The 23,402-nt window shown below is 68.2% G+C and carries 25 protein-coding genes; 12 read left to right on the plus strand and 13 right to left on the minus strand.

Going from position 1 to position 23,402, the window contains the following annotated elements; all coding sequences use genetic code 11:
- Positions 1 to 70 precede the first annotated feature (70 nt).
- Complete coding sequence (locus tag FQU85_RS12290) at positions 71 to 628, plus strand: DUF420 domain-containing protein (protein ID WP_145848341.1); 558 nt, start codon at positions 71 to 73, stop codon at positions 626 to 628.
- Here the strand turns inward: FQU85_RS12290 and purF are convergent.
- Complete coding sequence (purF, locus tag FQU85_RS12295; protein ID WP_370516761.1) at positions 625 to 2,094, minus strand: amidophosphoribosyltransferase; 1,470 nt, start codon at positions 2,092 to 2,094, stop codon at positions 625 to 627. The genes FQU85_RS12290 and purF overlap by 4 nt on opposite strands.
- A 221-nt stretch (positions 2,095 to 2,315) precedes the next feature.
- On the opposite strand from purF, the gene FQU85_RS12300 reads away from it, so the two are divergent.
- On the plus strand, positions 2,316 to 3,467 hold the full coding sequence (locus FQU85_RS12300) for a glutamate-cysteine ligase family protein (RefSeq protein WP_145848344.1): 1,152 nt from the start codon (positions 2,316 to 2,318) through the stop codon (positions 3,465 to 3,467).
- 1 nt (position 3,468) lies between these two features.
- Here the strand turns inward: FQU85_RS12300 and FQU85_RS12305 are convergent, their stop codons facing one another.
- Genes FQU85_RS12305 through FQU85_RS12315 form a run of 3 tightly spaced genes read right to left on the minus strand, consistent with a single transcriptional unit; the run spans position 3,469 to position 4,929 of the window.
- Complete coding sequence (locus FQU85_RS12305) at positions 3,469 to 3,645, minus strand: 50S ribosomal protein L37e (protein ID WP_145848346.1); 177 nt, start codon at positions 3,643 to 3,645, stop codon at positions 3,469 to 3,471.
- Positions 3,642 to 3,827 carry an LSM domain-containing protein gene (locus FQU85_RS12310; RefSeq protein ID WP_145848348.1) on the minus strand — a complete coding sequence of 62 codons (186 nt, stop codon included), beginning with the start codon at positions 3,825 to 3,827 and terminating at the stop codon, positions 3,642 to 3,644. The genes FQU85_RS12305 and FQU85_RS12310 overlap by 4 nt, the downstream gene beginning before the upstream one ends.
- Positions 3,828 to 3,867: 40 nt before the next feature.
- Complete coding sequence (locus FQU85_RS12315; protein ID WP_145848350.1) at positions 3,868 to 4,929, minus strand: M20/M25/M40 family metallo-hydrolase; 1,062 nt, start codon at positions 4,927 to 4,929, stop codon at positions 3,868 to 3,870.
- A gap of 94 nt (positions 4,930 to 5,023) precedes the next feature.
- On the opposite strand from FQU85_RS12315, the gene FQU85_RS12320 reads away from it, so the two are divergent.
- From FQU85_RS12320 to FQU85_RS12330, 3 genes are read left to right on the plus strand one after another with little or no spacing between them, the layout of a single operon-like run.
- On the plus strand, positions 5,024 to 5,248 hold the full coding sequence (locus tag FQU85_RS12320; RefSeq protein ID WP_145848352.1) for a hypothetical protein: 225 nt from the start codon (positions 5,024 to 5,026) through the stop codon (positions 5,246 to 5,248).
- Positions 5,249 to 5,303: 55 nt separating this feature from the next.
- A complete protein-coding gene (locus FQU85_RS12325) occupies positions 5,304 to 6,254 on the plus strand; it encodes a zinc-dependent metalloprotease (protein ID WP_145848354.1) in 951 nt (316 codons plus the stop codon).
- Between the two features lie 38 nt (positions 6,255 to 6,292).
- The gene (locus FQU85_RS12330; RefSeq protein WP_145848356.1) at positions 6,293 to 6,667 is read left to right on the plus strand and encodes a hypothetical protein; all 375 of its coding nucleotides are present in this window, start codon (positions 6,293 to 6,295) and stop codon (positions 6,665 to 6,667) included.
- On the opposite strand, the gene FQU85_RS12335 is transcribed toward FQU85_RS12330, so the two are convergent.
- Positions 6,668 to 7,216: a hypothetical protein gene (locus tag FQU85_RS12335; RefSeq protein ID WP_145848358.1), complete on the minus strand. Its 549-nt coding sequence runs from the start codon at positions 7,214 to 7,216 to the stop codon at positions 6,668 to 6,670.
- 341 nt (positions 7,217 to 7,557) lie between these two features.
- Between FQU85_RS12335 and FQU85_RS12340 the strand changes: the two genes are divergently transcribed.
- The 3 genes from FQU85_RS12340 to FQU85_RS12350 are packed head-to-tail and all read left to right on the plus strand — an operon-like array spanning position 7,558 to position 11,381.
- Entirely contained in the window at positions 7,558 to 10,188 is a 2,631-nt protein-coding gene (locus FQU85_RS12340) for an ATP-dependent helicase (RefSeq protein ID WP_145848360.1), read from the plus strand.
- Positions 10,189 to 10,227: 39 nt separating this feature from the next.
- Complete coding sequence (locus FQU85_RS12345) at positions 10,228 to 10,623, plus strand: DUF6789 family protein (protein ID WP_145848361.1); 396 nt, start codon at positions 10,228 to 10,230, stop codon at positions 10,621 to 10,623.
- A 32-nt stretch (positions 10,624 to 10,655) separates the two neighbouring features.
- A complete protein-coding gene (locus FQU85_RS12350) occupies positions 10,656 to 11,381 on the plus strand; it encodes an MBL fold metallo-hydrolase (RefSeq protein WP_145848364.1) in 726 nt (241 codons plus the stop codon).
- Here the strand turns inward: FQU85_RS12350 and FQU85_RS12355 are convergent.
- The gene (locus tag FQU85_RS12355) at positions 11,378 to 12,445 is read right to left on the minus strand and encodes an mRNA surveillance protein pelota (protein WP_145848367.1); all 1,068 of its coding nucleotides are present in this window, start codon (positions 12,443 to 12,445) and stop codon (positions 11,378 to 11,380) included. The two genes, FQU85_RS12350 and FQU85_RS12355, sit on opposite strands and share 4 nt — an antisense overlap.
- Positions 12,446 to 12,506: 61 nt before the next feature.
- Positions 12,507 to 14,594, minus strand: coding sequence for a ribosome rescue protein RqcH (gene rqcH / locus FQU85_RS12360; RefSeq protein ID WP_145848369.1), 2,088 nt, complete (start codon positions 14,592 to 14,594; stop codon positions 12,507 to 12,509).
- Between the two features lie 158 nt (positions 14,595 to 14,752).
- Here rqcH and FQU85_RS12365 point away from each other — a divergent pair, with 158 nt between their 5' ends.
- The gene (locus FQU85_RS12365; RefSeq protein ID WP_145848838.1) at positions 14,753 to 15,523 is read left to right on the plus strand and encodes a ZIP family metal transporter; all 771 of its coding nucleotides are present in this window, start codon (positions 14,753 to 14,755) and stop codon (positions 15,521 to 15,523) included.
- A 39-nt stretch (positions 15,524 to 15,562) separates the two neighbouring features.
- Positions 15,563 to 16,342, plus strand: a complete 780-nt coding sequence (surE, locus tag FQU85_RS12370; protein WP_145848372.1) for a 5'/3'-nucleotidase SurE — start codon at positions 15,563 to 15,565, stop codon at positions 16,340 to 16,342.
- Here surE and FQU85_RS12375 read toward each other — a convergent pair.
- The 6 genes from FQU85_RS12375 to FQU85_RS12400 are packed head-to-tail and all read right to left on the minus strand — an operon-like array spanning position 16,337 to position 22,553.
- Positions 16,337 to 16,891: a carboxymuconolactone decarboxylase family protein gene (locus FQU85_RS12375; RefSeq protein ID WP_145848374.1), complete on the minus strand. Its 555-nt coding sequence runs from the start codon at positions 16,889 to 16,891 to the stop codon at positions 16,337 to 16,339. The two genes, surE and FQU85_RS12375, sit on opposite strands and share 6 nt — an antisense overlap.
- Positions 16,892 to 16,932: 41 nt before the next feature.
- Positions 16,933 to 18,579 carry a tRNA uridine(34) 5-carboxymethylaminomethyl modification radical SAM/GNAT enzyme Elp3 gene (locus FQU85_RS12380; protein WP_145848377.1) on the minus strand — a complete coding sequence of 549 codons (1,647 nt, stop codon included), beginning with the start codon at positions 18,577 to 18,579 and terminating at the stop codon, positions 16,933 to 16,935.
- Positions 18,580 to 18,617: 38 nt separating this feature from the next.
- Positions 18,618 to 20,663 (minus strand): OB-fold nucleic acid binding domain-containing protein, encoded by a 2,046-nt coding sequence (locus FQU85_RS12385; protein WP_145848379.1) that lies wholly within the window; start codon positions 20,661 to 20,663, stop codon positions 18,618 to 18,620.
- Positions 20,664 to 20,707: 44 nt separating this feature from the next.
- Positions 20,708 to 20,971, minus strand: coding sequence for a hypothetical protein (locus tag FQU85_RS12390; RefSeq protein WP_145848381.1), 264 nt, complete (start codon positions 20,969 to 20,971; stop codon positions 20,708 to 20,710).
- A 24-nt stretch (positions 20,972 to 20,995) separates the two neighbouring features.
- On the minus strand, positions 20,996 to 21,583 hold the full coding sequence (locus FQU85_RS12395; RefSeq protein ID WP_145848383.1) for a thymidine kinase: 588 nt from the start codon (positions 21,581 to 21,583) through the stop codon (positions 20,996 to 20,998).
- 58 nt (positions 21,584 to 21,641) lie between these two features.
- Positions 21,642 to 22,553 carry an A/G-specific adenine glycosylase gene (locus FQU85_RS12400; protein WP_145848386.1) on the minus strand — a complete coding sequence of 304 codons (912 nt, stop codon included), beginning with the start codon at positions 22,551 to 22,553 and terminating at the stop codon, positions 21,642 to 21,644.
- 91 nt (positions 22,554 to 22,644) lie between these two features.
- On the opposite strand from FQU85_RS12400, the gene FQU85_RS12405 reads away from it, so the two are divergent.
- Both FQU85_RS12405 and FQU85_RS12410 read left to right on the plus strand, forming a co-directional pair.
- Complete coding sequence (locus tag FQU85_RS12405) at positions 22,645 to 22,968, plus strand: hypothetical protein (protein ID WP_145848388.1); 324 nt, start codon at positions 22,645 to 22,647, stop codon at positions 22,966 to 22,968.
- Positions 22,969 to 23,007: 39 nt separating this feature from the next.
- Entirely contained in the window at positions 23,008 to 23,397 is a 390-nt protein-coding gene (locus FQU85_RS12410; RefSeq protein WP_145848390.1) for a CBS domain-containing protein, read from the plus strand.
- Positions 23,398 to 23,402 lie beyond the last annotated feature (5 nt).

Below are 23,402 nucleotides of genomic sequence, written 5' to 3' on the forward strand. Positions count from 1 at the left end.
CTACGATTCGCGGGCCGAGTGGGGGAGGGACGCACGGTAGTGTTTTGGAGCGGGCGACGCAAGCACGCGTATGCAGTCGTTCGTCCGCCGACACACGGTCGGAGTCGCGGGAGTCGTGAGCGCGCTCGCACTCGGAGTGGTCGTCGCGGCGGTGCGCGGCGTGATTCCCGCCAGCCTCCTCCCGACCTACGAGCCGCTGGTGTCCGTCATCCCGCCCCTGAACGCGGTCATCAGCGCGGCCGCCATCACCACCATCGCACTCGGCTGGAGCGCCGCCCGGAGCCGCGACTTCGCCAGACACCGTGCGCTGATGGGAACGAGCACCGTACTGTTCGCGGGGTTCCTCGCGCTCTACCTCTACCGGCTCGTCGTCCACGGCACCACCGAGTTCGGGGGCCCCGAGGCGGTGTATCAGTTCCTCTACCTCCCGGTGTTGATAGTGCACATGGCGCTCGCGATGGTGTGCGTCCCGCTCGTCGTGTACGCGCTCGTCCTCGCCGGCACGCACACCGTCGCGGAGCTCTCCGAGACAGTGCACGCGCGCGTCGGCCGGGTCGCCGCATCGCTCTGGATGGTGTCCTTCTCGCTCGGTATCGTCGTCTACCTCCTCCTCTACGTCGTCTACTAGTCGTCCGCGGACGCGACCACGGGCCGTTCGACTTCGCGGTCGGTCGTCTCGCCGTCGATGTCGTAGGGGTACTCGCCGGTCACGCAGCCGAGGCAGAGGTCGTCGCGGTGTTTGCCGATGGCGGACGCGACGGCGTCCACGGAGAGGTAGGAGAGGCTGTCCGCCCCGATCTCCTCGCGTATCTCGTCCGTGCTCTTGTCGGCGGCGATGAGTTCCTCGCGGGTGGCCATGTTGATGCCCATGTAGCAGGGCGCGAGGATGGCGGGCGCGCCGATGCGGACGTGGACTTCCTCCGCGCCCGCGTCCCGCACGAGTTCGACGAGCTGGTTCGACGTGGTGCCGCGGACGATGCTGTCGTCGATGATGGTGACCGACTTCCCCTCGACGGTCGAGCGGATGGGGTTGAGTTTCAGGCGGACCGCGCGCTCGCGGGCTTCCTGCGTCGGCATGATGAACGTCCGGCCGACGTACCGGTTCTTCATCAGGCCTTCCGCGAACTCGACGCTCGCGCCGTCCTCGTGGGCGGCGTCGGAGTACCCGGACGCGAACGCGCGCCCCGAGTCGGGAACCGGCATCACCACGTCGGTGTCCACGCCGGACTCCGCCCAGAGTTCGCGGCCCAAGTCCCGCCGGACTTCGTAGACGAGCTCGTCGTCGATGACGGAGTCCGGGCGAGCGAAGTAGACGTACTCGAAGAAGCAGTGCGCGCTCCGGTCGCGCTCGAACAGCTGGTAGGAGTCGAAGCCCGTGCCGTCCTCGTGGAGAACGACGAGTTCGCCGGGTTTCACGTCCCGGACGAGGTCGCCGCCGAGGGTGTCGATGGCGGCGGATTCCGAGGTGATGACGTAGCCGTCGTCGAGTTCGCCGATGCAGAGCGGGCGGTTGCCCTCCGGGTCGCGGACGCCCATCACGGTGTCGTCGTGCATGATGGTGAGCGCGTACGACCCGTGGATGCGCTCCATCGTTCGCTTGACCGCCCTGACGAGGTCGGCCTCCAGGAGGTTTCGCGCGATGTCGTGCGCGATGACTTCGGTGTCGCCGTCGCTCGTGAACGCGTGACCGGTCGCCTCGAGTTCGTCACGAACCTCGGCGGCGTTCACGAGGTTGCCGTTGTGGCTCAGGCCGAGCGCGCCCCCACGAAACGACACGGAGAACGGCTGCGCGCAGGACTTGTCGAGGCTTCCCTCGGTGGGGTATCGGACGTGTCCGAGACCAGTGCTGCCGGTGAGGGCGTCGATGTCGGACTCGTCGAAGGCGTCGCCGACGAGCCCCATCTCGACGTGCTGGTGTTGCTGGAAGCCGTCGTGGGTGACGATGCCAGCCGACTCCTGGCCGCGGTGCTGGAGCGCGTACAGCGCGTAGTACGTCGGGAGCGCCGCGTCTCGCTCCGCGAGGCTGATGCCGACGACGCCGCACTTCTCGGTCATTCCGGTCGCGGGGCGGCTCGCGCCAGCGCCATCTTCCATGGATAGTGCTTGAATCATCCACAGATAAAAACACCCGTGATTGTGCCTCAGTCACCGCCGACACCACCATATAGTGTTCAGTATCGTGCATACAACTGTGGGTCGGTCGCACGTACACAGAACGTGGCGAACCGGGAACGTGCGCGCAGAAGCTGGGGCGATTTCGTCCGAGTCGGCGAAGAGTTCTTGAGACCTCGACCAATTGTGTTAAATGATAACGTATGACGCGAAACGGCGACAGTGACGGACGGAGACGACCCCGGGCGGCCACGGACGCGGAACCCGTCCGCCGGAGCGTCGAAGTCGAGTACTGGGTCGTCGACGACGACGGCGAACTCGCGAGTCCGCGCGGCCTCCTCGACGCCACGGACGGCGTCGAACGAGAGTTCGTCGAACCGCTCGTCGAAGTGAAGACCACGCCCTGCGCGACGCCGCAGGCACTCCACGACGAACTCACCGCGCGACTGGACGCGGTGCTCCGGCGGGCGGACGAGCTCGGGAAGAACCTCGTACCGCTCGCCACGCCGCTCCACGCAGACGAGATACCGGAGCACGACAGCGACCGCACGCGCGTGCAGAACCAGACGCTCGGGGAGTCGTTCGCGTACGTCCGGCACTGCGCGGGCACGCACGTCCACGTCGAACAGTGGCCCGGCCACGAGACCGACCAACTGAACGCGCTCACCGCGCTCGACCCCGCGCTCGCGCTCGTGAACTCCTCGCCGTACTACCGGGGCGAACGCGTCGCGCCCGGCGCGCGCTCCGACCTCTACCGCCGCCGCGCGTACGCCGACTTCGAACGACAGGGCCGCCTCTGGCCCTACCTCGACGACACCGAGGAGTGGACGCGGCGCGTCGAGTCCTGCTACGAGTCGTTCACGGCCGCCGCCCGGGACGCCGGCGTCGACCCCGCCACCGTCGAGTCGTGCTTCGACCGAGAGAGCGCCGTCTGGACGCCCGTCCAGCTCCGCGAGTCCTTCCCGACCGTCGAGTGGCGCTCGCCGGACGCCGCCCTCCCGCGCGACGTGCTCCGCCTCGCCAACACCGTCGCCGGCGTCGTCGGCCACGTCCGCGAGGCCGACGTCCGAATCGGGAACGGATCCGGCCGCATCACCGATACCGAACTCGTCCTCCCCGCGTTCGACGCCGTCCGCGACTACGTGAACGCCGCCATCTACGACGGCCTCACCGCCGACTCGCTGTGTGACTACCTCGACAGAATGGGGTTCGCGGTCGACGCGTACGCTCCCACGACGCGAGCGTTCGAGAAGCAGACGCTGTCGCTATCGGAGGTGCGAGAGCGACGGCTCGAACACGCGGAAACGCTGGAAGAAGACGTCCGGCGAACGCGCGCCGTCGCCGAGAGACCCTGAGTTAGTTGTCGCCGGTCTTGCCCTGCCACTCGTAGTCGCGGCGCTTGGCGGACTTGCCGAAGCCACAGGACGAACATTTGCCCTTCTTCACGTGGTAGGATTTCTCGCCGCACCGGCGGCACTTGACGTGCGTGGTGGTGTTCTTCTTGCCCTGGCTGGGAGTTCCGGAGCCGGTCATGGTTTGATGGTAACGACGTTGTCGCCCCGGATAACGGTTGTGTCTTCGCCGTCTTCGAGGACGAGGTTCATGTGCTGGTCGTAGCCGGTGAGGACGCCCTCGAAGATTTCGCCGTCCTTGAGGTGGACGGAGACGGGTTCGTCGAGGGAGTCCTCCAGGATGTCGAGAGGTCGACCGCTCATACCCACACTCCGGCCCGTCGCACGCTTAAATATATCGGACTTATATGTCGATCGTGAAGGCGTTGCGGCCGGATTCGCGGTCGGCGACAGCGGCGAGGAGATCGGCTGCTGCGTCGAGGTCGCGCTGGTCGACGACCTCCGCGGGCGTGTGCATGTAGCGGTTCGGGAGGCCCAAATTGAGAGACGGAACGCCGCTCCGACTCGTGTAGAACGCGTCGGCGTCCGTGCCGGTGCGGATGCCGGCTGCCTGGAGTTGCACGCCGATGGCTTCGGCGTCGGCGGCGTCGCGAACCGCGGCGACGAGGTCGCGGTGGTTCGTGGAGCCGCGCGCGACCACGGGCCCGTCGCCGAGGCTGATTTCGTTGTGCCTCTCGCGAGGGAACTCGGGGCTGTCGGAGGCGTGCGTCACGTCCACGGCGACGGCGGCGTCCGGATCCACGTCGTAGCCGACCATTCGCGCGCCCTGCAGGCCGACCTCCTCCTGGACGGTGGAGACGGCGTGCACGGTGGAGTCGACGCCGCGTTCGGCGGCGCGCCTGAGGGCTTCGGCGGCGACCCAGATACCGACTCGGTTGTCGAGGCCGCGCGCCGCTATCCTGTGCCCGGCGAGGTCGTGAACGCCTTCCGCGACCGTGATGGGGTCGCCGACGGAGACGAGTTCGCGCGCCTCCGCCTCGTCCTCCGCGCCGACGTCGACGGTCATCTCGCCGATGTCGTCGTACTCCTCGTCCGTGGAGTCGCGGAGGTGGATGGCGGTCTGACCGATGACGCCGTTCACGGGGCCGTCGTCCGCGTGCACGACGACGTGCCGGCCCTTCGAGACGGACTTATCGGAGCCGCCGACGGGCGTGAGGTGGATGAAGCCGTCGTCGTCCACTTTCGCGACCATGTAGCCGATTTCGTCGGCGTGCCCGCCGAACAGGAACTCGGGGCCGTCGCCGCCCTCGTAGACGGCGACCGCGTTCCCGTACGCGTCGGTGTGCACGTCGTCCGCGAACGATTCGACGTAATCCACCCAGACGCGCTGGGCGGGCGCTTCGAACCCGGACGGGCTCGCGGTGTCGAGGAGTGCGTCGAGGAACTCACGGCGGTCTCTGTCCATACTTCGATTCGAAGGCCCGCGACCATGAACGCCACGAAAGCCCGCACGCCGTCGTCCCACAACGGCTAACACGCGCCACGACGAACTGTCGGGTATGGGAATCTTCGAGATTCACTTCCACGACAGCGAGTTCGAACCCACGGCGAACTTCGGCCCCGCGGCGGGTGCTGCCGACGAGGACGACGAGGGCGTGTCCGGCGAGGAGTCGTCGTTCGAGACCGACGAGGCGACCGCGGGCGGATCGACGGTCGTCCCGGCGCTGGTCGCGCTCGCCGTGCTCGCGGGCGTCGCGTTCGCCGCGAAGAAACTCCTGAACTGACGATCCCGCGGAACCGACGCACAAGACCTATTTCGCCGGGTGGCCGAAGATACGTATGAGTATTTTCGAGGGCGTTCGTGCGGTCGCGTCCGCCTCCAGCGACTCGCTGGTCGACTGGAACGCGGTCCGTGACGCCGCGAAGTCCGGGACGCCGCCCGGCGACCTCACCCTCACCGCGACCGACCGTGAGGCGTACGCGAGGGACGTGCGGGACGCCCGCGAGCGCGTCCGAGAGACGTCCACGCTCGACTTCGACGTGCCCGAGACGGTGTCGGTGATGAACCGCCACCACTGGATAGACGCGAACGTCGAGACGTTCGAGCGCGCGTTCCACCCGGTGAACGACGTGAACGCCGCCATCCCCGGCGTCTCCCGCACGCTGAACACGGGCGGCGCGGCGGCCGCACTCTCGTTTCTCGCGCGGAACGTCCTCGGCCAGTACGACCCCCTCCTGCTCGCGGACGGCGACGCGCACGAACTCTACTTCGTCCACCCGAACATCGTCGCCGCCGCCGACACCCTCGACGTACCGCTCGCGCGCTTTCGCCGCTGGATCGCGTTCCACGAGGTCACGCACGCCGCCGAGTTCGGCGCCGCGCCGTGGCTCGCGGACTACCTCGAAGACCGCCTCCGCGCGGGCGTCACCGAACTCGGAGACGAGTACCGCCTCGACACCGACGAGTTCGAGGACGTGCTGCTCGCGATGACCGCCGTCGAGGGGTACGCCGAGTTGCTGATGGATCGCGCGTTCGACCGCGAGTACGACGACCTCCGCCGGAAACTCGACGCGCGCCGGCGCGCCGGCGGCCCCCTCACCAAACTCTTCCGTCGCCTGCTCGGCCTCGGCTTGAAACGCCAGCAGTACGAACGAGGGCGGGAGTTCTTCGACGCCGTCGTGGACGCGCGCGGCATGGAGGCCGCCAGCCTCGTCTGGGACGCTCCGGAGAACCTCCCGCGGAGCGACGAACTCGACACGCCCGGTCGATGGCTCGCGCGTGTCGCGTAGACCCGAACGTTTTTCGTCTTGAGCACGTAGTTGAAAATATGTCTGAGCGGTACAAGCGCCTCCTCGGGATGGTGCGCGAGCGCGCCGGCGACGCGTTCCGCGGCGCGATCCGGTACACCGACGACGACTGGACGCTCCTCTACCTCCGGGACGACCTCAAGACCGAGGAGTTCCGGACGTTCCTCGACGACCTGGTCGAGAACGCCCGCGACTACACGCCCATCAGCGACGACAATCAGTACGGGGCGCTCGGCGCGAGTCAGGCGAACGTCGAACTGTACGAGAACGCCGCAGTCATTCACTTCTACGTCCCGGAGAACGGCGGCGTACTCATCTCGCTCGACCGCGACGTGGCGCAGGGCCTCGGCGCGTTCGTCGACGAGTGCACGTCCGTCATCGACCGAACCGCCTGACTACTGGAAGCCCCGCCCCACGTCGTCGGACTCCACGAGGTCGTCGAGCTCCGCCGTCAAGAGTTCCTCGGCCTCCTCGAAGGTGTCGGCGAGGCCGTCGAGTTCGTCCGGCCGGCCGTACTGGTCGTACTCCATCGGCCCGAACGCCGGGCTGTCGATGGCGTCCATCACGTCCTCGAACAGCGCGTCCGATGTCGTCGGCGCGTCCGCGTGCGCCTTCACCACTTCCTCCAACCGCTGGGCTTTCTCCTCCGCGTCCTCGGTGTCCTCGGGCGGGGACTGCACCGCGAATCCGCCGCCGGTCTTCTCCGGGAAAAAGGAGTCGAGTTCGTCGTCTATCCGGCGCGCCACTCGAGCGCCCGCGCCCTTCACCTCGTAGGGGTTCTTCGCGTACGTCTTCAGCTGGTAGACGCCCGCGCTCGGATGGCCGAGGTAGAGATCCTCGCCGACGCCGCCAGACCGGTCTCCGGCGACCGCGCGCCAGCCGTCCGGATCCGCGCCGCTATCCACGACGTCCTCCACGATGTCCTTCCAGTCACGGACTCGCATACACCCGACGTTACGGCGTGACGACGGTAAGCGTATCGCCATCCGAACCGCATCACCCCCGACCACCAGCCGCGCGTTCTGCCGACCGTTCCACTCGCACCGCGACCCACCCCACGTGTCTCGCCCCACCGACCAACCACGGGGTGGGAATTCGAAAGGGGGGCGAGCCGTCGCGTTCGGTCAGGAACCCCTATCGGGAGCGGAGCGACCGATATGTTCCTGAGCGGGCGTGGGGGCGAGCGGGCTTTCGCGGACGTAGAAGCTGTGTCGGGTGAGTTAGCGGAGGCGAAGACTGTTCCGGGGAGCGACAGCGTTTTTCTCGCGCCGCCGCTATCCCGTGTGTGAACGTACGGGGCGAGGTCGCCGAGGTGGGTGAGGCTCGGTCGGTGAGCACGCAGTACGGCGAGCGCGACGTGCTTGACGTGACGCTCCGCGACGACGCGTCGTTCCGCGAGGTGTCGCTGTGGGGGAAGTGGACGGAGACGGCGGCGTACCTCGCACCGGGCATGGAGTTGCTGGTGACGGACGCGGAGGAGCGCGAGTACGCGGGGGAGACGCAGTACGCGACGGGAACGGAGTCGTACGTGGTGGTGGAACCGGAATTCCTCGTGAACGTGACGGACGTGCGGGAGTTCGTGCAGTGTCCGCGCCAGTACTACCTCTCGAAACTGCAGGCGCTCCCGCTCAAGTACGCAGTGACGAAGGGAACTATCGTCCACGAGGTGTTCGGCGACCTCCTCCGCGGCCGCGACCTGGACGACGCAATCGACGAGCGCGTGCGGGAGGCGGGGCTCGAACTCGGATTGCTGGACAAGGAGTTCGAGGAGGTGCGAGAGGACGTGCGGCAGAACGCGAGCGCCATCGAGGGCTGGCTGAATCAGGGACTCCTGACGGAGGAGGACGAGTGGCGTTCGGAGTACACGCTGGTGTCGGACACGCTCGGCATCAAGGGCCGGTGTGACGCCATCCGACGCGGGATGCCCGTGGAACTGAAGACGGGGAAGAACACGAACCGCGACCCGCGCTTCCACGACAAGATTCAGGCCGCGTGCTACGCCCTGTTGCTCTCCGAGCGCGGCGTTCCCGCGGACACGGGCACGCTCCTCTACACGAAGAACGCGGCGATGGCGCGCAACGAGGCCAGCGGCGACCTGAGCCCCGCGAAGGAGTTCAGCATCGGCCGCGGCCTCCTGGAGTTCGTCGTGCGCACTCGCAACCACCTCGCCGCGCTCGAATTCGACGGTGACCCGCCGACGGGCTACGAGGGGAACGCGACGTGCGAGTACTGCTTCGAGCAGGACGCCTGCATGGTCGTCTCCGGGCGACTGGGCCAGGAGTCGAAAGCCGGCCAGGTCGGCAGGAAGCTCCCCGAGGCCGAGCGCGAGTACTTCGACGACCTCTACGACGCCATCGAGGCCGAGCGCCGGGAAGTCCACCGGGAGTACGCGAAGCTCTGGAAGCAGAGCCCCGAAGAGCGCGCGGAGGACGACCGCGCCATCGTCGGCCTGGAACCCGATTCGCGGGAGGAGCTCGCGGACGGCCGGTGGCGGCTCACCGCGAAGCGGCCGTCCGCGGCGACCTCGAAGATTCGGGAGGGCGACCGCGTGCTCGCGAACGACGGCGACCCCGTGCACGGGACGGCGGAGATGGCGCGCGTCGAACGCCTCGACGCGGACGCGGTCGTGGTGTCGACGGACGAACCCGTGGAGCTCCGGCGACTCGACGTGTACCCGAGCGACCTGAACGTCTCCCGGATGCTGTCCGCGCTCCACGACTTCGTCCTGAAGTCCGACGAGCGCCGCCGCGACGTGCTGTTCGGCCGAGAGAAGCCGGCGTTCGCGTCGGGGACGGAGACGTTCATCGACAACAACGACGCGCAGAACGACGCCGTCAATCGGGCGCTGAACGCGGAGGACTTCGCGCTCGTGCACGGGCCGCCCGGGACGGGGAAGACGTACACCATCGCCCGCATCGTCCGCGAACTCGTCGCGCGGGGCGAGCGCGTGCTGCTGTCGGCGTTCACGAACCGCGCGGTGGACAACGCCCTCGAAGCCATCGAAGACCAGGGGTTCGAGGACGTCGTGCGCGTCGGCACGGAGTCCGGCGTCCGCGAGGACATGCAGACCTACCGCCTGTCGAAGTCCGGCGACCCCCGCGAACAGGCGGACAAACTGGAGTCCGCGGACGTGGTGGCGGCGACCACGGCGACCTGCGGGTCGCGCATCCTGCGCTCGCAGGCGTTCGACGTGGCGCTCGTGGACGAGGCCTCACAGCTCACGGAACCGGACACGCTCGCGGCGGCGAACCGCGCGGAGCGGTTCGTGCTCGTCGGCGACCACCAGCAGTTGCCGCCGGTCGTGCGGTCGGGCGGCCGGCTCTCCGAGTCCCTGTTCGAGCGGCTCATCGAGCAGCATCCGGACGCGGGCGTGATGCTCGACCAACAGTACCGGATGAGCCAGCGGATTCAGGCGTTCAGCTCGTCCGAGTTCTACGACGGCCAGTTGCGGCCCGCGACCGGCGACGTGGCGGGCCAGTCCCTCGCGGACATCGGCGTGACCGGCGTCCCCGAGGGCGTGCGGTTCGAGCACGTCGAGGGAACCGACGCCGCGCACACGGACGCCGTGGAGGCGGAGCGCGTCACCAGCCTCGTCGAGTCCTACCTGAACGCCGGCGTCGAACCCGGCGCGGTCGGCGTCATCGCGCCGTTCCGCGCGCAGGTCACGGAAATCGGCCGGCGCGTCCCGGACGGGGTCGCCGTAGACACCGTCGACCGCTTCCAGGGGTCGTCGAAGGAGGTGATCGTGGTGTCGTTCGTCGCGTCCGACGACATGGAGAGCCCGATCTTCGAGGACTACCGCCGGCTGAACGTCGCGCTCTCCCGCGCGAAGAAAGCGATGGTACTGGTGGGGGACGCGAACGCCCTCCGCACGGACGACACGTACCGGCGGATGGTCGAGTGGGCGAGCCTCTAACCCGATAGGTTCTTGATTCGCCCCCGAGACGAACCGGGTATGCGAGGCGAAGCCAGCGCGGTGTTCGGCGGGCTCATCGGCGTCATCGCGCACTTCCTAGTTCTCTACGGTGTGGCACCGACTATCGGGTACCAAGCGGATCCGTTCGTGAACATCGCGGGCATCACGGGAGCGCTCGCCGCGTTCTCCATCTACCTCCTCGTTCTCGGCCTACTCTACCCGCTCGCGTACCACTACTCGCTCCAGTTCCTCCCCGAGGGCGGCGTGCTCGCGGGCGGGTTCGTGAACGGCGTCCCCGTCTGGCTCGGGTTCGTCGTCCTCGACTGCCTGAACACCGACCAGGTGGCGATGTGCGCGGCCGTCGCGGGACTCGCGGCGCTCGCCTACGGCTACCTCCTGACGTACAGCCACGTCGAGTTCGCGAGCGACTTCTAGACGCTTTTCTCCCTCCCCGAACGAGTCGGGGTATGCGCGTCACCTTCCTCGGAACCGGGAGCGCGATGCCGACCGGCAAGCGCGTCCAGTCCGGCATCCTCCTCGAAGACGACGAGAACACCCTGCTCGTGGACTGCGGGAGCGGCGTGCTCCACCGCCTCGCCGCCACCCCCGCCGGCTACGAGGGCGTGGACACCGTGCTCCTCACCCACCACCACACCGACCACGTGAGCGACCTCCTCCCGCTGTTGAAGGCCCGGTGGCTCGCGGGCGAGGAATCCCTCACCGTCGCGGGGCCGCCCGGAACCACCGACCTCGTGGCGGGCCTGCTGGACGTCCACGACTACCTCCGGGACAGGGTCGACCTCACGCTCCGCGACATCGAGGGCGAGTTCTCCGTCGCCGGCTTCGACGTGGCGTCGATGGAGACCAGGCACTCCATGCAGTGCTTCGCCTACCGCATCGACGACTTCGCGTACAGCGGGGATTCGGAGGCCTTCGACGGCCTCGCCGCGTTCGCGGACGGCGCCGAGGCGTTCGTGCACGACTGCTCGTTCCCCGACGAGGTGGACGTGTCGAACCACCCGACGCCGAGCGCGCTCGGCCGCGCGCTCGCCGGCAACGACTACGGCACCGTCTACCTCACGCACCGCTACCCGCACACCGACGGAAAGGAAGAGGAGCTGCTCGACTCGATTCGCGAGCGCTACGGCGGCGACGTGGAACTGGCGCGGGAGGGCGACACGATCGAGGTCTAGTCGAGTCGGTAGCGGAGGACGGCGGCGATGCCGCCGAGGTTCTTGAGCTGGTCGCCGGGCGCGTACTCGTGGCTGAACACGGTCACGTCCCCGCCCTGGCGTTCGACGGACTGGATGAGGTCGTTCACGTCCACGTCCCAGTCGCCCTCGCCCGCGCGCTCGCGGCGCAGGCGGTCGTCGAGCACGAGCAAGTGTTCGACCGCGCCGAACTCCACGGCTTTCTCGACCTCCTCGATGCCGTACGTGGCCTTCCCCTCCGTCGCGATCTGCTCGGTGAGTTCGTCAATGAGCTCGGACTCCTCGGCGATGCGGGTCTCGGCCTGCACTTCCTCGACCGCGCCGCGCTTCAGGACTTCGTGGACGCCGCGCCCGCCGACGGCGCTCGTGTCCACGGTCGTGATTTTCTCGGGGAGGTCGGGGTAGTTCTCCTCGACGAAGTCTAGGAGGTCTTGCTTCGTGAACCCGGGGCCGGCGAGGATGATGGCGTCTGTCTCCATCCGGTTCAGGGCGGCCGCGACCTCGCCGAACAGCTCCTCGCGGCCGCGGGCGTACTCGCCCTTCCCCGTCGTCCCCGTGAACGTCCCGCGCTCCTCGACGCCGTACTGCGCGACCGTGTGGATGTGCGCCTCCCCCTCCTCGATAGTCGCGATGGCCACGTCCGGCTGGTCGGTCGCCTCGCTCGCCTCCTCCACGCGGTCGCGCTGGTCGGGCTTCCAGTGTTTCTCTATCGTGAGCTCGTCGTACTCCTCGACGTTGATGGTGTGGTGCATCCCGAGTTGGTCTTCCCGGCTGCACCGCTCGATGACGCCCGAGATGCGGAGGCGGTTCGAGAACTTGTGGAACTCCACGCCCTCCACGTCGAGCGTGACGTGCATGTGCTCGCGCTCCCCGCCCGTGTCCCGCATGTCGTCGTCCTTCCGCTGGATGCGGCGGTGCGTGTCGCCGCCGACGAGGTCTCCGGGTTCGACGACGTACGTGAGATGCCAGAGGTCGTCGAGGGACTCCGGGACGAGCGTGACCCGCTCTCGGCCACCCTCGACCGACGTCCAGCCCTTCACTTGCATACCTCGACCTACCAGTTCTCGGGGTAAGTGTCCTGTTATCCGAACGGCGAGGCCGAGCGGGCTACTCGACGAGTCGGCTGCCGCCCGGCGGCATGAACTTCTGGATCTCGTCCGGGCTCGCGACCTTCCGCACGAACGACGTGTCCGCGAACCGCTCGCGGAACTCGCGGTAGATGCGCTTGGCGGCGTCGCCCTGCGCGAACTCGCCGGGTTCGAGTTCCACCGTCGTCTCCGCCCGGGGTTCGATGGCGGACGGCGGCCCGCCGATGACGCGCGTCTCGCCCTCGCACTGGATGCCGACCGAACACCCCACCGCGATGTCCCGGAAGTACGTGCGGTCGCCACGAATCGCGAACCCGCCCTTCGAGAGGTACTCGCCGGATTCCGCGGTCTTCGACACCTGGTCGGGCATCACCATGTAGGCGTCGCCCGCGCCCCGGCCGTCCTTCCAGACAGAGGAGTACGTCACCGCGAACCGCGCCGCCTCCTCCAGGCTCTGCTCGGGCACGTCGATGTCCTTGGAGGGTTCGCTCGGCTCCGTCGTCTTCAGAATCGTGACGGGGCCGCCGTGAGCCTGCGTGTGGAAAAAGCGATCGTAGCCGTCCATGTACTTCGAGACGAGTTCCTCGTTCTGGTCGGCGTCCCGGCCGCCGAGCACGAGGAAGCCGTCAGAGGTTCGGAACCACCGGAAGCGGTCGTACCACGTCTCGGGCTTCCGGACGGGAATCGAGGAGCGCGACAGCCAGTTCACCTCCTCGGGTTCCTCGGGTTCCTCCGGGGCCTCCCAGTTCTCCTTGCGCTCGCGGACGGCTTCGAGTTCCTCCCGGGTGTTCTCGATAGCCGCCAGCGCGCCCTCCTTCTTCTCCTGGATGCGCTTGGCCTCCGTGTAGAGGTCGTCCGCGTTCTTCTCCACGCCCTCCTCGGGGTCGAGGCTGATAGTGTGGTCGTCGAGTCGGACGCGAACCGTTCCCTGCTGTTCGTTCACGCCCCGGACGTGTTCCGCGGCCTCGATACCGCGCTCCTCGCCCTCCGCGAACCGCTCCTCGATGTCGTCCCAGGAGTTCCCGGCCGCGCGGGCATCTCGCACCGTCGACAGGATGTCGTCCACGAGGTCGTAGTTCCCGTAGAGCAGTTCGGCCTTCTCGCGCTCCTGCTCGGCCTCCCGTTCGAAGTCCTCGATGGCGGACTCCTGCTGGGCGATGATGCGCTCTTGTTTCTCTATCTCCGACTCGAAATCGGGCTTCGAGACGCCGCCGCCGCCCTCCTCCTCCTCGGTGCCGCCGAGGTTCGTGAAGTAGTCGTCGAGCGCCGCGTTAAAGGAGTCGAACGCCGCCGACTCCCGGCCCGCGTACTCCTCCAGCGGCACCGGCGTCACGTCCACCCGGGAGTCGGCGTCATCCTCAGCATAGTACACCCGGGGGTCGAGGTCGCCGGACTGAATCGGGTCGAACAGCCGGTTCATCGCGTCGTAGAGCGCGCGGAACTCGTCCTCCCCGGCGTCCCCGATGTCCATCGTCTTCTCGACGCCCGCGCGGGTGCAGAGTTCCTCGCCGTAGAGGCCGCCGAAGTTGAGCTGGGTGGCGACCGTGCGCACGAGGTCGGTATCGGAGTCCCGCATCTGCGCCGCGAACGCCTCGTAGTCGAGGTCGAGGGGGTTCACGCGCTGGGACGGGAAGCCGTACTGCGCGCCCGGCGCGACCGTCCGCGACGACAGCCGGACGGTTTCGAGGCAGTCCACGACCTCGCCGTTCTCGTCCAGGACGGCGACGTTCCCGTCCCCGAACAGCTCCGCGACGATCTTCGTGTCCGCGTCCTCGCGGCGGAACTCGAACTCCAGGATGCGGTCGAAACCGTGCTGGCGAACCCCGTGGAAGTCGGCACCGGAGAGGCGGTTACGGAGCATCTTCGCGAAGTCCGGCGGCCGCCCCGGCGCGTCCGGGACGTGCTCGGGCGCGGAGACGTGCGCGCGCTTCGTCTCCCCCGTCTCGATGAGGAGTTCGACGCGCCCCTTGTCGAAGTCCCGCATCTTCAGTCGGACGAGGTCGTCCCCGTAGAGATAGGCCTTATCGACTTTCGCCCCCGCGTACGTGTTGAGTTCCGCGGTGAGGGCGACGAGGTCGACGCTCGTCATCTCGCGTTTCTCGCTCATACCCCGCCTAGCGGGGGCGACCGCAAAGACGTAACGACCCATGGTCGTGAACGCTTAACTTCACGGCCGCTCAGCATTCGAACCATGACGCCGAACCGGCGGAGTGACAGGTAGTGCTCGAAGACGTCTTCCTCGACGTCGCCGGAACCGATCCGGTGATGCAGGCGCTCCTCGGCGGACTCGTCATCGCCGTGATGAACATGCTCGGGGCGATGCTGGTGCTCGTCTGGCGCGACCCGAGCGAGCGCTCGCTCGACGCCCTCCTCGGGTTCGCCGCGGGCGTGATGCTGTCCGCGAGCTTCACCAGCCTCATCCTCCCCGGCATCGACGCCGCCGGCGGCGGCAGCACGGGCGCGCTCCAGGTCATCGCCGGCATCCTCCTCGGCGTACTCGTCCTCGACCAGGCCGACCGCTGGGTGCCCCACGTCCACGTCCTCATCACCGGCCGACGGCGCGCCGACCAGGCGACGCAGAACGCCCGGTACGCGTCCGTCGTCCTGTTCATCGTCGCCATCACCATCCACAACATGCCCGAGGGCCTCGCCGTCGGCGTCGGGTTCGGCTCCGGAAACACCGGGGAAGCCCTCGCGCTCATGCTCGCTATCGGCCTCCAGAACATCCCCGAGGGGCTCGCGGTCTCCGTCGCCGCGATCAACGCCGGGTTCGACCGGGGCGCGTACGCCGCGCTCACCGGCATCCGCGCGGGCATCGTCGAAATCCCCATCGCCGTCCTCGGCGCGTACGCCATCCAGCTGTCCACCGGCATCCTCCCGTACGCCATGGGGTTCGCGGCCGGCGGCATGCTGTTCGTCATCTCGGACGAAATCGTCCCGGAGACCCACGCGCGCGGCCACGAGCGCGTCGCCACCCTCGGCACGATGCTCGGCGTCATCCTCATGCTCTACCTCGACGTAACGCTCGCCGCGTAACCGCAACCCCTTACCGGGGTGGCTCGCTACCCCCTCCCGATGAGCGACTCCCTCTCCGTCCTGCTCACGAACGACGACGGCATCGACGCCCCCGGCCTCGAAGCCGTCTACGACCGCCTCGCCGAGACGCACGACGTGACCGTCGTCGCGCCCGAGGAGAACCAGTCCGGCACCGGCCAGACCCGGAGCTGGGGGGAAGTCGAGTACGACGAACGCCACCACGGCTACGCCGTGAAGGGCACGCCCGCGGACTGCGTCGCCATCGGCGTCGCCGCCCTTGACCTCGACCCCGACGTGGTCGTCTCCGGCTGTAACGACGGTCCGAACATCGGCGCGCACATCCTCGCGCGCTCCGGCACCATCGGCGCGGCGATGGAAGCCTCCTTCCTCAACTACCCCGCCATCGCCGTCTCCATGTACGACTGGGAGTACACGCCCGGCGACCGCTACGAGCCCCAGTACGCGAAATTCGAGACCGCCGCCGACGCCGTCCACGACCTCCTTCCCGGGTTCGCCGAGGACGAGTTCCTCCCGACCGCGGACTACCTCACCGTCAACGCCCCCGCCACCGGACAGACCGAGAACAGCGTCTACCGCGTCACCCGCCCCACCCAGGAGTACGAACTCGAAGCCGAGTTCACCGAGGCGGGCGTGAACGTCAACGACAAGTTCTGGAACGAGCTCTTCGAGCGCGACGTCCCCGACCCCGAGGGCACGGATCGCCGCGCGGTCGTGGACGACGAAATCAGCGTCAGTCCCCTCACCGCGCCCCACGACGTCGCGCCCGGCGCGACCGCCGGCGGACTCGTCGACCTATAACGGCGTCTCCGCCGCGGGCAACACCTCGAAGGCGTTCAGCACGCACGCGACCAGCCCGTAATATCCGAGGAGGGCCGTGAGGTCGACGACGCCCTGCACGCCGAACGCGTCCGCCGCCGCGCGATACGTCTCCTCCGAGACCGCGTGGTCGCGCCAGAGTTCGCGTCCGAACCGAATCACCACCCCCTCGTCAGCGGGAATGTCGTCCACCGGCGCGTCGTCCACCACGGCGTCCAACGCGGCCTCGCTCACGCCCGCCTCGCGCGCGAGCGGCGCGTGCACCGCCCACTCGAACGCCGCGTCGAACTCCCGGCCCGACACCACGATAGCCAACTCCCGCAAGCCCTCCGGGAGCGCGCTCTCGAACCGGAGATAGCTCCCCAAATCTGCCACTCGGCCCGCGAGCACGGGGCTGTGGAGGAGCACGCCGAACGGCCCGATTACGCTGTCTCGACTCGCCGTGATGCGGTCGTAGTGCTCGCGCTGGGGCTCCGGGAGTTCCTCGCGCGACTCGACGTACGGCACCCGCGGCTCACCACGAATATCCATACCGACACCACGCGACCAATCGGGATAACTCTACGCCGACCCTACAGCCCCGTACTCACGTACGGGCCGTCCTGCACGTACCCGAGCTTCTGCTTGTAGTACTGGCGCGCGCCGATGCCGGAGATGACGGAGAGTTTGTCGTAGCCGGCGTCGGCGGCCATGTCCTCTGCGCGTTCCATGAGGCGGCGGCCGTAGCCCCGGTGTTGGTGCTGGTCGTCCCGGCTCTCCTCGCCGATTCCCGTCTCGCCGCCGTAGACGTGGAGTTCGCGCAGGAGGGCGGCGTTATCGAGTTCGCGCCGCACCGGGTCGTTCGGGAATCGGAGGCGTGCGAACCCGACGAGGAGGTCTTTCTCGAAGTCCTCGAAGCTGATGAAGTGTTCCGTGCCGCCGCCGGCCTCATACGTCAGCACGTCGAGTTCGACGTTCTCCGGATCCTCGTCGTTCATCCCGACCTCCCGACAGCGGATACAGTCGCACGTCCAGCCGTGGTCGTCCAGCTTCTGCCAGGCGAGCTGGCGGAGGTTCGACTTCCAGACGCCCGCGTCGATGAAGTCCGCGGGGATGTCGCGCTGCACGCGCTGCAACCGCACGTACCGCGGGATGTCCTTCATCACACGCGCGACCAGTTCGGCGGCCTGCTCGTTCCCGAGGGGGTCGAACTCGTCTCGGCGCCACTGGTCGTAGATGCGGGTGCCGCGCACGACGAGCGTCGGATAGATCTTGAGGTAGTCCGGCCGCCACTCCGGCTCCTCGAACAGCCGCCGGAAGTCCTCCAGTATCATCTCCTCCGTCATCCCCGGCTGTCCCGGCATCATGTGGAACCCGACCTTGAACGCCGCGTCCCGGAGCCGGCGGTTCGCGTCCATCGACGCCTGCATCCCGTGCCCGCGATGCATCTCGCGGTTGATGCGCTCGTACGTCGTCTGCACGCCCACCTCGACCTTCGTCCCCCCCAGGTCGAGCATGCGGTCTATCTGCTCGAGGTCACACCAGTCCGGCTTCGTCTCGAACGTCGTCCCGATGTTCCGGATACTCCCGAACTCGTTCTCGGTCTTCACGTCCTCCAGGTACTGGAAGTCGTACTCCTCGGGGTCTTGCGCGAACGACACGCCCTCCGCCGGCTGCGGCTCCTGCTCGGGGTCGAAGTCGTTGAGCGCTTCGAGCGCGCGCTTCACGAACCACTCCTGGTAGTCGTGACTGCGCGCGGTCATCGTCCCGCCCATGACGATGAGCTCCACCTTGTCGACGGGATGGCCGATTTCGCGGAGCTGGTGCAGCCGGAGCGTCACCTGCCCGTAGGGGTCGTAGTCGTTCTGCTCGCCGCGCGCCGCCGCGGGCTCGTGACCCGTGTACGACTGGCTAGAGTCGAACTCCGAGGCGGGGCCGCCGGGACAGTAGAGGCACTTCCCGTGCGGACACATGTGCGGGCTCGTCATCACCGCGACCGGCGTCACGCCCGACGCGGTGCGCACGGGCTTTCGCTGCAGGAGGTCTTCGAGTTCCTCCCGGCGGCTCTGAGGGGCGTAATCGAGGAGTTCGGCGTGCGTCGGCACCTTCGGCGCGGAGTACTCCCCGCAGACGTCCATCTTCGCCTGCTCGATGTCGTCCTGCGCGACCTCGCCCGCGAGGAGTCGGTCGACGAGCTCGTCGCAGGCGGCCTCGAACGCGCTCTCCGACCCTGAACTCATTAGAAAACGAAAGCGGACACGCGAGGAAAAGGATGTCGTTAGTCGAGTTGGTCGGCGATAGCGTCGACGACCTCGTCGATGACGTCCTCGCGCTCGCCGCGCAGGAACTCGATGTGGCCGTCGTCCGCGCCGCGCGGCGTCACGCCCGCGTCGGGGAGTTCGTCGGCGACCTCCTCGCCGACCGCGCGCACGTCCACGTGTTCGGTGCTGCGGACGCGGATCTCGTCGTCGTTCGCGCCGACGAGGACGTCGACGTCGTCCGCGCGGTCGCGGAAGAGCGCGTCGAGCAGGAGGTTCTCGGGCGGGAAGTCGTACTTGTGGGTGAACGCCGCGAGGTCGAGAACCTCGAACGTCACGCCGTCCTCCTCCTCGGCCGCGAGGTGTGGGCGCGCCGTGTCGAGTTCGGTGTCGAGCTTCGAGCGGAACTGGCCGGCGACGTGCGCGGCGAGCGAGTCGTTCTCCTCCCAGAGGAGGTCGGCGATGAGTTCGCGCTTGTCCTCGTAGGACTGGTAGAACGCCTCGAGCGCGATTGCGTCACGGATGTCCGCGAGTTCCTCGGTCTCGTAGCCGGCGTCGCTCGCGGCGTCCGCGTACGCGTCCGGGGTGTCCTCCCAGAACGCGGCGGCGGGGAGGTGGGCGATGTCGTCGCGGACGTCGGCGTTCACGAGCGCCGCGAGGTGCGCGCCGAGCACGCCCGTCCGGACGGCGTCACCGCCTTCCTGGGTCGGGCTGGCGAGAACGGTTGCGGCGTCGGCGGCCTCGCCGTCCGCGTACCCGCCGTCGATGGCGACGCTCCGCGCGTCGTACGCGTCGAGCAGGCCGAGTCCGTCGAGCGATTCGCGAGTGCTCCCGGTGCCGACGAGCACGAACAGCGGGTGTTTCTCGTCGTGGCGCTGCTCGGCTTCGAGCATCGAGGTCACGTCGTTCGTCGCGGCCTCCATGCCGTAGAAGTCGCCGTCGAGCGGCCGGCGGTCGATATAGTGGTACTCGGCGTTGCTGACCGCGTGCTCCTCGCGCACGAGCGGGAGGACGGCGCGCTCGATGGCGGCGCCGGCGACGTAGCCGTCCACGTTCGCCGTGTGCCGCACGATGACCGGACGGCCCTCCGCGACGGCGCGACGAACCGCGGTCGCGGCGGTCACGAGGCCGTCCTGGACGACCGCGATGTCGTCGTCCTCGACGAACAGGCTCGTGTCGTCGGGCCGCGCGCGCTCGTCCAGCGCGTCGTTCAGCCGCGCGAGCACCGTCTCCCGGGCGTCCCCGGTGAGTTCCTCGAGCTCCTCGGTCTCCACCTGGAGTTCGCCGTGATGGCGCTCGACCTCGCCGACGAGGCGAACCACGTCACCCGTCTCGATATCGGGGTACGCGCGAACGCCCGCTTCCACGAACGCCGCACACTCCACGACGCCCGTCTCGTCCGTCAGCTCGAACACCGTCGGCCCGCTCGTCTGCCGGGTCGACGTGAGTTCGCCCTCCAGCGCGACGAGTTCGCCGACGAACTCCTCCAGCTCGCCGGCGGACACGTGCACCGGCTCGCGGGACTCCTCGCTCTCGGACTCGGCTTCCGCCGACTCCTCGACCGGTTCAGTCTGGGGTTCCGGCTCGGGCTCGGGTTCCGGCTCGGGCTCGGGTTCCGGCTCGGATTCCTGTTCGGTTTCGACCTGTTCGACCGCGCCTGCGGGCGCGGCGTCCTCGTCCTCGGGGAGTTCGGCGGTCGTCTCCGCGTCGGGATCCTGCACGAGCTTCCCGCGGAAGTCGCGTTCGCTCTGTCGGATCGACCACGAGAGGTCGACGTTTCCGTTCCCGTGGACTTCGTCCACCTGAACGTAGACGGTCTCGCCGTCGTCCCAGTCGAGGGACTCGATGCGGCCGGGAATCTCGCTGCGGTGCAGGAGACCCGTGACGGACGGCGCGAGGTCGACGAACACGCCGAACTCGGCGAACCCGTCCACCGTTCCGACGTAGTATCGACCGGGGATGAGCTGGTTCGCGTCCTCGCCGCGGAACTCGAAGACGACGTCCTCTTCGTGGGTCTGACAGATACGACCGTCGACAGACGAGCCGCAGATAATACACGTACCCATTTAGTGAGTTGAAGTAATCCCTCCCCTAAACGATTGTCGAAAGCCTATTCGAGAACGCGGCTCTCCGCTTCCAGTTCGGCGATGTCGTCCGCCAGCGCCCGCACCTGCTCGGGGAACAACGCCACCTGTACCTCGTTGCCCTCTCCGTCTCCCGCGACGACCTTCACGCGCTTGTCCCCGAACTCGCGCGCCTCGACAGTCTCGGTGTCGAACAGTTTCGCCGACCCCGACTTGTTCGACGGCCCGACGTTCTTCAGCGCGCCGTCCGTCAGTTCCACCATGAAGTCGTCCAGCTGGAGTGCGAGCATACCGAGTGCTCGACGGGCGCGCCCTTAGTCCTCGCGGAGTTCGTGACAGTTCCGACACCGCGCCTCGTAGGACTCCTCCGCGCCCACCATAATCGTGGGGTCGTCAGCGTGCGCGGGATCGCCGTCGATGAGGCGCTGGTTCCGGGTCGCCGGCTCCCCACACACCGTACAGATGGCCTGGAGTTTCTCCACGTACTCCGCCGTCGCCATCAGCGCGGGGAGCGGGTGGAAGGGGTCGCCGCGGAACGTCTGGTCGGTTCCGGACACCACGACGCGGCGGCCGTCCGCCGCCAACCGCTCGCAGACGTCGAGGAGTTCCGCGGGGAAGAAGTTCGCCTCGTCGATCGCGACGACCTCCTCGCCGTTCAGTCTCTGCGGGATTCCGAGGACGCCCTCGGAGTCGTTCTCGACCACGGTGGCCGTCCACTCGTTTCCCGCGTGCGACCCGAGGGACTCCTCGCCGTACCGGTCGTCGATCGCTGGGGTGAACGCCGCGACCTCCTGGCCCGCGATCTCGGCGCGCCGGAGTCGCCGGAGGAGTTCCTCCGTCTTCCCCGAGAACATACAGCCGGTGATGACCTCCACCCACCCGCTGTTCGTGATGGCGTGCATGCGAGAAGCCGGGGTGGGCGAGGAGAAAAACGGTTCCGTTCTCCGCGTCCCGCGCCACTCACTCCCGAAGCCGGGCGACCGTCTCGTCGCCGCGTTCGTCGACCGCGACGAGGCCGTCGTCTTCGAGGTCGGCGAGCAGGCCGCGCAGCCACTCCGCGCCGGTGTCGCCGCCGTAGTCCACGCGAACCTTCGGCCCCAGCTGGGAGAGCGCGAGTTCGTCGTGCTCGGAGAGCGCGGCGATGACTCGCCCGCGCTTCTGCCGGCGACTCCCCTCGAAGCTCGGCTGGGTCGGCACGTCGGGCGCGGTGAAGTCACCGGTCTCGTAGGCGTCACACCACTCGCGCCACGGGCACCCGGCCTCGTCGCAGGACGGGACTTTCTCACAGGCCACGCCGCCGAGTTCCATGATGGCGTTGTTCCAGACGCGGGACTCGCCCGCGGGCAGCAGGAAGCCCGCCGCGTCCTCGAACGCCGCGTCGTCGTCGGGCACGGAGAACGCGCGGTAGAGGACGCGCTTGACGTTCGTGTCGACGACGGCGTTCCCGTTGTTGAACGCGAACGACGCGACTGCGTTCGCCGTGTAGGGGCCGACGCCCATCAGCTCCTGGAGTTCGTCGGGCGACTCCGGGAACGAGCCGTCGTATTCCTCGACGACCTGCTCGGCGGCCTCGTGGAGGTAGCGCGCGCGGTTGTTGTACCCGAGCGAGTGCCCCGTCCAGAACGCCACCACGTCCCCCCGGCTGGCGGCCGCGAGGTCGTGGACAGTCGGCCACTTCGCGAGGAACTCCTCGAACGCCTCCCGCACGCGTTCGAGCTGGGTCTGCTGGCTCATCACCTCAGAGACGAGAATCTCGTAGGCGTCGTCGGTGTTCCGCCACGGGAAGTCCCGGTGGTCGGCCTCGTACCACGAGATCAGGGCGTCCCGGACGGCGTCCACGTCCTCGGGCAGGCAGTCCGCGGCCTCGCTCATCACACGAACCCTGGGCCGCGCCGGGTAACTCGGTTGTGGTTCCCGGTGAGGAGGCGAAAGGCGTTTTCCCCGGCCGCGAGAACGCGGGGGTATGAGCCTGGACGACCTGCAGGACGCCGTGGAGGAACAGAACGCGGAACTCGCCGACCACGCGGTGTCGCTCGACCGCGAGACCCGGACGGAGTTGGCGATGCTGTCGGCGGCGCTCGACCCCGAGGACGTGGACGACCTCGTGGGGCGGGCCGTCCACCAGTTCTTCGACACGCTCGTCCAGTCCGGGAAGCTCGACTTCCACCTCCGCAGCGAGTACGACGCGACCTACGACGAGTACCTCTCGGGCATGAGCTTCGAGGAGATGACGGGCGGTCGGGAGTTCCCGCAGACCGAGGAGGACGGGCGGCGCTACCAGTACTAAGCGAAAGCACCTTTGTGGATGGTGGCACAACCAGCGGGTATGGAAGACATTTTCGTCGGTCGAGTGATGTCCGCGCCGATTCAGACTGTCACCCCCGACACGCCCGTCGAGGAAGCCGCGTCCGTGATGCGGGACAACGACATCAGTTCCGTCGTCGTCGTGGACGAGGAGAACGGGCTCGCCGGCATCCTCACCGCGACCGACTTCGTCACTATCGCCGCCGACGGCGCGATCACGCGCGACGACCCGGTCTCGAAGTACATGAGCACCGACCTCGTCACCGTCACCGCGGACGAACCCATCGTCGATGCCGCGGACACCCTCATCGAACACGGCATCCACCACGTGCCGGTCGTCGACGACACCGCGGGCGTCATCGGCATGATATCCACCACGGACATCACCGCCTACCTCTCCACGGCCGCGTGAACGCG

Origin of the sequence: Salarchaeum sp. JOR-1 (assembly GCF_007833275.1) — an archaeon.
In the GTDB taxonomy this organism is placed as follows: domain Archaea; phylum Halobacteriota; class Halobacteria; order Halobacteriales; family Halobacteriaceae; genus Salarchaeum.